Genomic DNA, 11856 nt, shown 5'->3' on the forward strand with positions numbered 1-11856 from the left:
CCCTGACATGACGACCACTACCACTCGCATCGAACGACACCACTACGACGTCGTCGTGATCGGGGCCGGCGGCGCCGGCCTGCGCGCGGCGATCGAGGCCAGGCTGGCCGGCAAGAAGACCGCCATCATCTCCAAGTCGCTGTTCGGCAAGGCGCACACGGTGATGGCCGAGGGCGGCGCCGCCGCGGCCATGGGGAACGTGAACAGCCGGGACAGCTGGCAGGTGCACTTCCGGGACACCATGCGCGGCGGCAAGTTCCTCAACAACTTCCGGATGGCGGAGCTGCACGCGAAGGAGTCGCCGCAGCGGATCTGGGAACTGGAGACGTACGGGGCGCTGTTCGACCGCACCAAGGACGGCAAGATCTCGCAGCGCAACTTCGGTGGCCACGAGTACCCCCGGTTGGCCCACGTCGGCGACCGGACCGGCCTGGAGCTGATCCGCACCCTCCAGCAGAAGATCGTCTCGTTGCAGCAGGAGGACAAGCGCGAGCACGGCTCGTACGACGCGCGGATCAAGGTCTTCTCCGAGACCACCATCACCGAGCTGCTGCTCGACGGTGACCGCGTCGCCGGTGCCTTCGGCTACTACCGGGAGTCCGGCGAGTTCGTCCTCTTCGAAGCGCCCGCCGTGGTGCTCGCCACCGGCGGCGTCGGCCGGTCCTACAAGGTCACCTCGAACTCCTGGGAGTACACCGGGGACGGTCACGCGTTGGCGCTGCGCGCCGGGGCCACCCTGATCAACATGGAGTTCCTCCAGTTCCACCCCACCGGGATGGTCTGGCCCCCGTCGGTCAAGGGCATCCTGGTCACCGAGTCGGTCCGTGGTGACGGTGGCGTCCTGAAGAACTCCGAGGGCAAGCGGTTCATGTTCGACTACGTCCCCGACGTCTTCCGCAAGCAGTACGCGGAGACCGAGGAGGAGGCGGACCGCTGGTACACCGACCCGGACAACAACCGGCGTCCGCCGGAACTGCTGCCCCGCGACGAGGTCGCCCGGGCGATCAACAGCGAGGTCAAGGCCGGTCGGGGTACGCCGGCCGGCGGCGTCTACCTGGACATCGCCTCCCGGCTGCCGGCCGAGGAGATCCGCCGTCGCCTGCCGTCGATGCACCACCAGTTCAAGGGGCTGGCCGACGTCGACATCACCAAGGAGCCGATGGAGGTCGGCCCGACCTGCCACTACGTGATGGGCGGCGTGGAGGTCGACCCGGACAGCGGCGCCGCGTACGGCTCGGTACGCGGCCTGTTCGCCGCGGGTGAGGTCTCCGGCGGCATGCACGGGTCCAACCGGCTGGGCGGCAACTCCCTGTCCGACCTGCTGGTCTTCGGCAAGCGCGCCGGAGGGCACGCGGCCACCTACGTCGACCAGCTCACCGGCCGACCCCGGGTGGCGGTGGCCGCGGTGGAGAACGCGGTGGAGACGGCGCTGGCGCCCTTGCAGCGGGACACCGGCGAGAACCCGTACACCCTCCAGCAGGACCTCCAGGCGGTGATGGGCGACCTGGTCGGCATCATCCGGCGGGAGGCCGAGCTGGAGGACGCGCTGGTCCGCCTGGCGGAGCTGCGCGAGCGGGTGGCGAAGGTCAGCGCCTCCGGCGGCCGGCGCTACAACCCGGGCTGGCATCTGGCGCTCGATCTGCGCAACATGCTGGTCGTCTCCGAGTGCACCGCCAAGGCGGCGCTGGAGCGCCGCGAGTCGCGCGGCGGCCACACCCGCGAGGACTTCCCCACCATGGATCCGCAGTGGCGCCGGATCAACCTGGTCTGCTCGCTGATGGGCGACACCGTCCGGCTGGAGCGCAAGCCGCTGCCGAAGATGCGCCCCGAACTGGTCGGCCTCTTCGACCGGGCGGAGTTGGCCAAATACCTCACCGACGAGGAGCTCACCGAGTTCGACGCCTTCGTCGCCGCCGACGCCACCGCCGCCGCTGTCGCCGCCGAGGGCGACGCCGAGAAGGAGAACCGCTGATGGGTACGAAGCGCCAGTTCCGGATCTGGCGGGGTGACGCCGAGGGCGGCGACCTGCAGGACTACACGGTCGAGGTCAACGAGGGCGAGGTGGTCCTCGACGTGATCCACCGGTTGCAGGCCACCGACGCGCCCGATCTGGCCTGCCGGTGGAACTGCAAGGCCGGAAAGTGCGGCTCCTGCTCCATGGAGATCAACGGGATGCCCAAGCTCGGCTGCATGACCCGGATGTCGACGTTCGAGGAGAACGAGACGATCACGGTGACCCCGTTGCGCACGTTCCCGGTCATCCGGGATCTGGTCACCGACGTGTCGTTCAACTACGAGAAGGCACGGGAGACGCCCGCCTTCGCTCCGCCCGCCGACCTGTCCCCCGGTGACTACCGGATGCAGCAGGTCGACGTGGAGCGCTCGCAGGAGTTCCGCAAGTGCATCGAGTGCTTCCTGTGCCAGACGGTCTGCCACGTGATCCGGGACCATGACGAGAACAAGCCGGCGTTCGCCGGGCCCCGGTACTTCATCCGGGCCGCGGAACTGGACATGCACCCGCTGGACACCAGGACCGATCGCAAGGATTACGCGCAGACCGAACAGGGCCTCGGCTTCTGCAACATCACCAAGTGCTGCACCGAGGTCTGCCCCGAGCACATCAAGATCACCGACAACGGGATCATCCCCATGAAGGAGCGGGTCGTCGACCGCAGGTACGATCCACTTGTGTGGCTCGGTAGCAAGATCTTCCGGAGGGGTCAGGTGCCTCAGACCAGCGTGACCAGCGGACACTCCCCGGGCGCGGTGCGCTCCAGCGCCGCGGGCGGCGGTGTGCACTCACACGCCGGCGGCTCGCACGACGCCCAGGCCGAGGTGCAGGCCCAGCAGGGCGTGAACTGGCACCGGGAGGTCCCCCACCCGACCGCGCCCGCGGTGGACGCCAGCGGCAAGCTCCCCCTGACGGAGCTCACCTTCGACCGCGCCGCCGCCCCCTCGCCCTTCGGCGACGACGTCACCTTCCCGCTCCCCCCCGAGCACCTCAACTTCGCCCACCCCGACCAGGACGAACGCAACCACTGACACCGCCCCGCACTTCCCGCGTTGATCATGAGGTTAGCGGCAGTAATCGATCTCCACGATGCCGCTAACCTCATGATCAACAGGGTTATCCACAGGGGCTGCGGTAGGCGTGGGTGGGTCGGCAGGCTCGGGGGTGGATAGACGGGGACGGATTCGGCGGGTTGCGGGGCCCAGTCCCCGCTGGAGACCCGCACCAGGCTGCGCTGTGTCGACGGTCGGGTGCCGCCTGACGCGCTGCAGATTGAGATACGCGACGACGACGGACACCTGCTCGGCGTTGGCGACCTCGGCTGGCGTGCTCCCAGAGTGATCGCGGAGGCGGACGATCAAGGCCCGCACGCCGGCCGGAAGATCCTCCGCTCCACCTGGCAGGACACCCTCGACCCGGCCTACATCCCCTGGATCGTCTGCCAACCCCTCTCCACGTCCCAGCGCCGTTGATCATGAGGTTAGCGGCATCGTGGAGATCGAATACTGCCGCCAACCTCATGATCAACGCAGAGGGTGGGGTTGGGGTGGGGACAGGAGAGGGCGGAGGGCGGCGACGATGGGGGCGTCGGCGGGGAGCCAGGTGACGGTGTCCAGTTCGGCTGCGGAGAGCCAGCGCAGGGCGGAGTGTTCGAGCGCCTGCGGTTGGTCGCCGTGCAGCAGGCGGGCCGCGTACACCTTGAGCACCGACCGGCCGTGCGCCATCCGGACGTCCCGGCCGACCCGCTCGCCGATCTCCACGCGTACGGCCAGCTCCTCGACGCACTCACGGGCCAGCGCCACCGTCTCGCTCTCCCCCGGCTCCACCTTGCCGCCAGGGAACTCCCACATGCCCGCCACCTCCGGCGGGGCGGAACGGGCGCAGGCCAGCACCCGCCCGTCCCTGATGATTGCCGCGCCGACGATCACCTTCGGATCGCGCCGTACGGCGTGTCCGCCGCCGTTCGCCCGTTCGGTCCGCACGGGCGTCCAGGGTGCCAGATCAATCGGCGGTTTGGGTAGCTTGGTCGTCCGTCAGGCCAGGAATACCCGGAAGTGTGGGCGTGGACACACCCTCCGTGCGACGTAAGACTAGAGAGCACCGACAAAGACACGGGGCGGCGACGATTTGGCCACAAGCCGGCAACGAAGCCTGGGAGGTGCGGTGATGCGTGCGCTGTTCGGCGGTCGGACCAAGCACGACTACCTCAGCGACGCCCTCACCCTACTGTCCGGTTGGACGCGTGAGGGTGAGCAGATCCGACGCACCCTCGTCATCGACGACACGCAGCACGCGGCGCTGACCGAGCGGGTCAAGGTGGTCGCCGACGCGCTGCACCTGCGCCCGGAGATCAGCCGGCGCGCCGATCACACCCAGATCCGGGTCGGACACGACAACGTGCCGCTCTCCGAGGGCGAGGTCCTGCTGGCAGCCCGCATCGAGGACGCCTACCGCGCGGTGACCGAGGACTGACTGGCGCACGCTGCCTACCGTGGGCGCCATGGCCAACGCGACCTATGACCGCAAGGAGCAGTTCCAGCAGATCCAGAGCGGGCTGCTCGACGGGGAACAGATCATCGCCGTCTACGACGCCATCGGCACCGGTACCGGCTTCATCGGCCTGACCAACCGGCGCGTCATCATCCAGGACCGCTCGTTCGTCGGCAAGAAGTATGCGATCACCAGCATCCCGTACTCGAAGATCACCAGCGTGAGCGTGGTCAGCAACAAGTCCTGGGGCGGCTCGTTCTTCTCCACCGGCGCGATCGCCGTCCACGTCGGCACGCACACCTACGAGGTGGAGTTCCGGGGCGACCAGAAGAGCCACCACGTGCACAACGTCATCCTGCACTACATCAGCTGACCAGCCGCGAGCTGCCGAGCCCGGGTGAATTCAGTTGCCGCCCGGCCAGCAGGGCCGTTGACTCACGAGCGAACCGCACGAAGGGAGCGACGACATGAGGCACGCCACGACACCCGTCCAGCGAGCAGACACCGTCAACCCCGTCGAATCGAGGCTTCGTGCGTACGTGGAAATCAGCGAAGAAGGTGCCGTGCGGCGCCGGTAGCAACGACGGAGGCCGCTGATGTCGGTCTTCGACGACCCGGGACACTTCGGCCGGCTCTGGGCCGACACCTACGACCTGCCGGGCGGCCTGCCCGACCCGGCGCCAGCGGTCGACTTCCTCGCCGGCCTGGCCGGCGAGGGGCCGGCGTTGGAACTGGCCATCGGTACGGGACGGGTCGCCCTCCCGCTGGCTGAGCGCGGGATCACCGTGGAGGGGGTCGAGGCGTCGCCGGAGATGGTCGCCAAGATGCGGGCCAAGCCCGGCGGCGCGAGCATCCCGGTGGCCATCGGCGACATGGCGGACGTGCCGGTGACCGGTCCGTACACCGTGGCGTACCTGGTCTTCAACACCCTGTTCAACCTGGTACGGGCAGAGCGGCAGGCGGACTGCTTCCGCAACGTCGCGCGGGTGCTCGCTCCCGGCGGCGCGTTCGTCATCGAGACGTTCGTGCCCGATCCGGCGGACTTCGACCGGGACGAGCAGGTGCAGATCCGGGAGGTGACCGAGGACTCGGCCACCATCAGGCTGCACAGGTACGACCGTGCGGCGCAGACGTTCCTCCGGCAGACGATCACGTTCGACGCTGCCGGGGTGCACCTGCACCCGTTCGCGATGCGTTACCTGTGGCCGGAGCAGATCGACGAACTGGCGGAGCGGGCCGGACTCCGGCTCGCCGAGCGGTACGCCGACTGGGACCGGACGCCCTTCGGCCCGGACAGCACCTCGCACATCTCGGTCTACCGGCTCGGGTGACAACGATGCGGGTCCGGGTGCCGGGCCCGGCACCCGGACCCGCATCAACGCGCCACAGCAGGGCCGCCCCGCCACCGGCCGCGGGCTGGCGTCGACCCGGGATACTTTGCCTCATGCCGACCCGTACGTCGTTCCTGGGCCGACTGCGCCAGATCCGTGACCGCGGTCGGGGCCGGTGGCTACGCCGGACGCTGCTGGCCGGCGCAGCGGTCGCCCTGCTGCTGGTCACCGCGAGCTGGGCGAGCGTCAACTGGATCCGGTCCGGCGCCGAGGGGCACACCTACCTGGCGGCGACGGTGCCCGAGGCGCCGGTGGCCCTGGTGCTCGGCACCCGGGTGCAGCCCGACGGCACCCCGGCCCCGTTCCTCGCCGCCCGCCTGGAGATCGCCCGCGAGTTGTACGCCACCGGCAAGGTGCGGGCGATCCTGGTTTCGGGCGACAACATGCGCCACGAGTACAACGAGCCCGAGGCGATGCAGCGCTGGCTGGTCGAGCAGGGCGTGCCGGCCGACAAGGTGGTGCTCGACCACGCCGGCTTCGACACGTACGACTCGTGCGCCCGTGCGAAGCGGATCTTCGGGGTGGACCGGGCGACGGTGGTGACCCAGCAGTTCCACCTGGCCCGCGCCGTCACGGTCTGCCGTCATCTCGGCATCGACGCCAACGGCGTCGGTGACGAGACCGCCCGCGAGCTGAGCCACCGCACCTGGCGGATCAGCTCTGCCCGCGAGTACGGCGCCGGCCTCAAAGCCGCGCTGGACGTGCTCTCCGGCCGCGACCCGGTACACCTCGGCAACCGCGAGACCGGCATCGACGACGCCTTGAGCACCGGCTGAGAGTCGACCCGGCGACCCGGGCAAGGTCGGCCACCCGGCGACGCTGGTCAGGCCACGAGAGCGGCCGGCGCTACGCGACGAAGCGGGTACGGCGGCGCCGGGCGACCAGGTAGGCGACTCCCCCGAGCAGCAGCATCATCCCGCCGGCGGCGACCACCGTTGCGGTAGACGCACCGGTCACCGGCAGCCCGCCGCCCTGACCGTCGTCGTCGCCGGGAACGCCCGGACTGGCCGGCGGGACGTCCGTCGGCGTTCCGGTGGGGTTCGGGGTCGGCGTGGCCGTCGGGGTCGCGGTGGGCGTGGCCGTCGGGGTCGGCGTCGGGGTGGTCTCGAGTACGACGCCGACGAAGCCGAGCGGGTTCGGTGGCTCCAGCTCCACCAGCGGCGCCGACGGGGTGGCCAGGGTCAACGGCGCGCCGGTACCCCGGACCGCGCTGGTCCCCTGCCCGGCCCAGCCATCTGCCAGTTTCTGGATGCCGCCGAGTCGGTCGACGTACTCCGCGCTGCGCCAGAAGTGGATGATCGAGGAGATGTTCTCCGGCCGGGCGTCCGGCTTCGTGGAGATGCCGGCGCCCAGCGCCGCCAGGCTCGCGCCCGGAGGAAGCGCGACGTCGAACTCGCACCAGGCCGACTCCAGGTTGCTGTCGACGGCATACCAGCAGTTCTCGTAGGTCTTCGAGAAGTCCAGGTCGTTGAGGATCCGAACGTGGACGACCAGGCCGTCGACCGGCGCGTCTCCCCTGTTGGTCACGCCGATCAGGGCGGGTACGTCCGCACCCTGGCCAACCCGGTAGCCGCGGCGGCCGTCAATCTGCGGAAGCTGCTCGGTGCCGGCCGCGAGCCTCGCCGAGTCGGACGTCGGCTGGGCCGGAGCAGCGGAGGCCGGTGCGGCGGCGAGACCGGCCGCGAACAGTGCGGCGCTGAGCGCGAGCAGGGCAGAACGAGACGTGGTCAAGGAAACCCCCGTGGATGTCCGTCGATGACCGCGTCACGATACCGGCACCGGGTTAAGCCGAGCAGAACGCCATCGGTCGATCTGGAGAGCAACGTTTCGAGGGCGCTCCGGATCGCTCGCCGCCTACACGTTGAAGCGGAACTCCACGACGTCGCCGTCCTGCATGACGTACTCCTTGCCCTCGATGCGAACCTTGCCCGCCGCCTTGGCCGCGGCCATCGAACCGGCCTCGACCAGATCGGCGTAGGAGACGACCTCGGCCTTGATGAAGCCGCGCTGGAAGTCCGAGTGGATCACCCCGGCGGCCTCCGGCGCGGTCGCGCCGATCGGCACGGTCCAGGCCCGCGCTTCCTTGGGGCCGGCGGTGAGGTACGTCTGGAGACCGAGCGTCCGGAAGCCCACCCGGACCAACTGGTCCAGCCCTGGCTCGGACTGCCCGATCGACTCCAGCAGCTCGCGGGCCTCCTCCTCGGGCAGGTCCACCAGCTCGGACTCGATCTTGGCGTCCATGAAGACCGCCTCGGCCGGTGCCACCAGCGCCCGCAGCTCGGCGAGGAACTCGGCGTTGTTCAGCTCGGCCTCGTCGACGTTGAAGACGTACAGGAACGGCTTGGTGGTGAGCAGGTGCAGCTCACGCAGGTGCTCCAGCTCGATGCTGGCGGCCACCGCGCCCGCGTACAGGGTGGTGCCGCCGTCCAGGACCTCGACGGCCTGGCGGGCGGCGGCCACCGCGGCGGCCCGGTCCTTGCGGAGCTTGGCCTCCTTCTCCAGCCGGGGCAGCGCCTTCTCCAAGGTCTGGAGGTCGGCGAGGATCAGCTCGGTGTTGATCGTCTCGATGTCGTCGGCCGGGGAGACCTTGCCGTCGACATGTACCACGTTCGGGTCGGAGAAGGCCCGCACCACCTGGCAGATCGCCGAGGCGTCCCGGATGTTGGCCAGGAACGCGTTGCCCCGCCCCTGCCCCTTGGACGCCCCGCGTACCAGACCGGCGATGTCGACGAACGACACCGGAGCCGGGATCACCTTCTGCGAGCTGAAGATCTCGGCGAGCTTGTGCAACCGCTCGTCCGGCAGCCCGACCACGCCGACGTTGGGCTCGATGGTCGCGAACGGGTAGTTCGCGGCGAGCACGTCGTTCTTGGTCAGCGCGTTGAACAGGGTGCTCTTGCCGACGTTGGGCAGGCCGACGATGCCGATGGTGAGACTCACGACGAGCCAGCTTACGCGCTCCACCGCCCCACCCGGGCAGGTAGGCCCGGCGCGGCCGACGCAGGGGGCGCTCGAATGAAGTGGGGTCAGTCCCGCTCGGCAGGAACGGCCTGGCGCGGCGGCCCGCTCCCCGCGAAAGGCAGCACCCGCGGCGCCAGTTCACCCGCTGCGGCGAGCGGCAACGCGAACCGGTCGGCGGCCACCGGGCTGGCAGCGTACGACTCACGCAGCATCCAGTGGACCTCGTCGGCCGTCCAGCCCAGCGCCGGCCGGGCCGCGATCTCCCGGAGCAGCCGCAGCGCGGCCCGGGTGTCGTCGTCGTAGAAGCGCATGCACCAGTGGTGCACCCACATCCCCAGCGCGCGGATTCCGTCGTGGTCCAGCGAGCCTACGAGTCGCCCGCAGGCGGTGTCGCCGAAGGCGCGACCGGGGTCATCGGCGCGGTCCCGCTCGATCGCCCCGACAGCGGCGGGGGCCACGGCACGCATGCGGTCGTAGAAGCTCTGCACCACTGTCGTGTCGAGCGGGGGGTGCTCGTGTCCCGACGTCGCCCGACCCGCCACGCTGACCATTGCCGCACCCTTCTGGAGTTGGTGGCCGCACGCTACCCACCACAACCGACACTTTCGATGATCGAGGAGCTGTACGGCCTGGTCCGATTTCCGCGAGCCGGGCGGGCGGGAGCAGGGGCATCATCGGTGACGTGGAACTGGACTTCGAGCGGTGTTACCGGGCCGTCGACAGCCGTGACCAGCGGTTCGACGGCTGGTTCTACACCGGCGTGACCTCGACCGGGATCTACTGTCGGCCGTCCTGTCCGGCGATGACCCCGAAGCGACAGAATGTGCGTTTCTTCCCCTCGTCGGCGGCGGCCCAGCGCGCCGGGCTGCGGGCCTGCCGTCGCTGCCGCCCGGACGCTTCCCCGGGCTCACCCCAGTGGGACGTACGCGCCGACGTGGTGGGCCGCGCGATGCGGCTGATCGCCGACGGCGTGGTGGACCGTGACGGGGTACCCGGGCTGGCCGCCCGGCTCGGCTACACCGAGCGGCACCTGCATCGCCTGCTGCGGGCGGAACTCGGCGCGGGGCCGCTGGCGCTGGCCCGGGCCCAACGCGCCCAGACCGCCCGCACCCTGATCGAGACGACCGGACTGGGCCTGGCCGAGATCGCGTTCGCCGCCGGGTTCGGCAGCGTCCGGCAGTTCAACGACACCGTACGCGAGGTCTACGGCGCGTCCCCGTCACAGCTGCGTACCCGCAACGGCACGACGGTCGGTGGGGCGGGCACCGTCACCCTGCGGCTGGCGTACCGACCGCCGTTGCACGCCGCCGCGTTGCTCGACTTCCTCGCCCGGCGCACGCTGCCGGGGGTGGACGAGGTCGTCGACGGGACGTACCGGCGGGGGTTGCGGTTGCCGCACGGCCCAGGCGAGGCCGAGCTGATTCCGGCGGACGGCTACGTGGCGGCTACGCTGCGCCTGACCGACCTGCGCGACCTGGCCCCCGCGGTGGCTCGTTGCCGGCACCTGTTCGACCTGGACGCGGACCCGGTCGCCGTCGACCAGACGCTCGCCGCCGACCCCGCGCTGGCCGCGACGGTGACGGCGGAGCCGGGGGTACGTGTCCCCCGCGCGGTGGACGGCTTCGAGGCGGCCGTCCGCGCCATCGCCACCCAGCAGGTCTCCCTGGCCTCGGCCCGCACGACCCTGACCCACCTCCTTACCCACGGGGACCGCCCCGACGGCAATGGTGATCAAGGAATTCTGGCCTCCGAGAGCGCCTCCGGACGGCGCGAAACTCTTGATCAACCGGAGTGGGCGCGGGGTGGGACGCTGCGGGGGTTCGCCACGGCGGAGGAGGTGCTGGAGGTGGCGGATTCGGGGTTTCGGATGCCGGCGGGGCGGCGGGAGACGATCCGGGCGGTGGCCCGGGCGGTGGCGGCCGGCGAGCTTGACCTGGAGCCGGGCGGGAACCGGGAGGAGACGACGCGGCGGCTGACCACGATCCCGGGCATCGGCGCTTGGACGGCGGGCTACCTGGCCATGCGCGCACTCGGCGACCCGGACGCGTTCCTCCCCACCGACCTCGCGGTCCGTCGGGGCGCCGCCGCCCTCGGTCTTCCCGACAACCCGAAGGCCCTCGACACGTACGCCGCCCGCTGGCGCCCATGGCGGTCGTACGCGGTGATCCGTCTCTGGCGATCAGCATGAGCCGCCTCGCGGCCAGCATGAGCCCATCCAGCCCGACCTTGGAGAGCACCATGACCAGCGTGATCAGCGCGAGCAGCACCATCGACAGCACGGTCGTCGACACTCCTGTCGGGCCGTTCAGTGTCCTGACCGGACCTGACGGCGCGGTGCGGGCGGCCGGTTTCACCGCGGACCCGGCGATGCTGCTGCCGCTCGTGCACCCGAGCCTGCGTGGCGAGCCGCGACGACGGCCGGACCTCGGCCCGGTCACCGCCGCCGTCGCCGCCTACCTCGACGGCGATCTGGCCGCGATCGACGACGTCCCGGTCGACCAGCACACCGGCGGCGTGTTCATGTCCCACGCCTGGCAGGTGCTGCGTGACGTGAAGCCAGGCGAGCCAGTCACCTACACCGGGTACGCCGCACTGGCCGGTCGCCCCGCCGCGGTACGTGCCGCCGCGGCGGCCTGTGCCCGCAACGCCGCGGCGCTCTTCGTCCCCTGTCACCGGGTGCTGCGCACCGACGGGACGCTGGGCGGCTACCGCTGGGGGCTGTCGGTGAAACGCTGGCTCCTCGACCATGAACGGCGCGGTTAGGTGTTCTGTCCATGGATGACGCCGGCATTGCATCACCCTCAGCAATCGTCACGCTACGCGACACAGATCCGCCCGCAGCCGCGCGCCGGGCATTCCCCTAGCCCACGCTTTGCTCTGCTTCAACGGACGCAATAGCCGTTGAGCAGGGGCGGCGCATGGGCGCGGCGTCGGCGATGGACTCTCGGCCCGACACGGAGGGTGACCATTGCGTGGGTTGAAGCAGAGCAAAGGGACGGTACC

General features: G+C 70.4%; 13 protein-coding genes. 9 read left to right on the plus strand and 4 right to left on the minus strand.

Annotation, left to right across the window (positions count from 1 at the left end; genetic code table 11):
- Window positions 1-7 precede the first annotated feature (7 nt).
- The 3 genes from SM447_RS21630 to SM447_RS21640 all read left to right on the plus strand — a co-directional run bounded on the left by SM447_RS21630 (window position 8) and on the right by SM447_RS21640 (window position 3483).
- Window positions 8-1972, plus strand: a complete 1965-nt coding sequence (locus tag SM447_RS21630; RefSeq protein ID WP_474574651.1) for a fumarate reductase/succinate dehydrogenase flavoprotein subunit — start codon at window positions 8-10, stop codon at window positions 1970-1972.
- Entirely contained in the window at window positions 1972-3042 is a 1071-nt protein-coding gene (locus tag SM447_RS21635; protein WP_474574652.1) for a succinate dehydrogenase/fumarate reductase iron-sulfur subunit, read from the plus strand. Before SM447_RS21630 ends, SM447_RS21635 begins: the two co-directional genes overlap by 1 nt.
- 219 nt (window positions 3043-3261) lie before the next feature.
- The gene (locus SM447_RS21640; protein ID WP_474574653.1) at window positions 3262-3483 is read left to right on the plus strand and encodes a hypothetical protein; all 222 of its coding nucleotides are present in this window, start codon (window positions 3262-3264) and stop codon (window positions 3481-3483) included.
- A 51-nt stretch (window positions 3484-3534) separates the two neighbouring features.
- Here SM447_RS21640 and SM447_RS21645 read toward each other — a convergent pair whose 3' ends face one another.
- A complete protein-coding gene (locus SM447_RS21645; protein WP_474574654.1) occupies window positions 3535-3993 on the minus strand; it encodes a (deoxy)nucleoside triphosphate pyrophosphohydrolase in 459 nt (152 codons plus the stop codon).
- Between the two features lie 184 nt (window positions 3994-4177).
- On the opposite strand from SM447_RS21645, the gene SM447_RS21650 reads away from it, so the two are divergent.
- From SM447_RS21650 to SM447_RS21665, 4 genes are all read left to right on the plus strand, one after another.
- Window positions 4178-4483, plus strand: coding sequence for a 4a-hydroxytetrahydrobiopterin dehydratase (locus tag SM447_RS21650; protein WP_474574655.1), 306 nt, complete (start codon window positions 4178-4180; stop codon window positions 4481-4483).
- Between the two features lie 28 nt (window positions 4484-4511).
- Complete coding sequence (locus tag SM447_RS21655) at window positions 4512-4874, plus strand: PH domain-containing protein (RefSeq protein WP_474574656.1); 363 nt, start codon at window positions 4512-4514, stop codon at window positions 4872-4874.
- A 223-nt stretch (window positions 4875-5097) separates the two neighbouring features.
- Window positions 5098-5832, plus strand: coding sequence for a class I SAM-dependent methyltransferase (locus SM447_RS21660; protein ID WP_474574657.1), 735 nt, complete (start codon window positions 5098-5100; stop codon window positions 5830-5832).
- A 113-nt stretch (window positions 5833-5945) separates the two neighbouring features.
- Window positions 5946-6668, plus strand: coding sequence for a SanA/YdcF family protein (locus SM447_RS21665; RefSeq protein ID WP_474574658.1), 723 nt, complete (start codon window positions 5946-5948; stop codon window positions 6666-6668).
- 70 nt (window positions 6669-6738) lie between these two features.
- On the opposite strand, the gene SM447_RS21670 is transcribed toward SM447_RS21665, so the two are convergent.
- From SM447_RS21670 to SM447_RS21680, 3 genes are all read right to left on the minus strand, one after another.
- Entirely contained in the window at window positions 6739-7623 is an 885-nt protein-coding gene (locus SM447_RS21670) for an LPXTG cell wall anchor domain-containing protein (protein WP_474574659.1), read from the minus strand.
- A gap of 123 nt (window positions 7624-7746) precedes the next feature.
- A complete protein-coding gene (ychF, locus tag SM447_RS21675) occupies window positions 7747-8832 on the minus strand; it encodes a redox-regulated ATPase YchF (protein ID WP_474574660.1) in 1086 nt (361 codons plus the stop codon).
- 86 nt (window positions 8833-8918) lie between these two features.
- Entirely contained in the window at window positions 8919-9404 is a 486-nt protein-coding gene (locus SM447_RS21680; protein WP_474574661.1) for a hypothetical protein, read from the minus strand.
- Window positions 9405-9535: 131 nt separating this feature from the next.
- Here SM447_RS21680 and SM447_RS21685 point away from each other — a divergent pair, with 131 nt between their 5' ends.
- Both SM447_RS21685 and SM447_RS21690 read left to right on the plus strand, forming a co-directional pair.
- The gene (locus SM447_RS21685; protein WP_474574662.1) at window positions 9536-11041 is read left to right on the plus strand and encodes an AlkA N-terminal domain-containing protein; all 1506 of its coding nucleotides are present in this window, start codon (window positions 9536-9538) and stop codon (window positions 11039-11041) included.
- Between the two features lie 50 nt (window positions 11042-11091).
- A complete protein-coding gene (locus SM447_RS21690) occupies window positions 11092-11616 on the plus strand; it encodes a methylated-DNA--[protein]-cysteine S-methyltransferase (RefSeq protein ID WP_474574663.1) in 525 nt (174 codons plus the stop codon).
- The last annotated feature ends 240 nt before the right edge of the window (window positions 11617-11856 follow it).

The organism is Micromonospora aridisoli, from assembly GCF_056150025.1.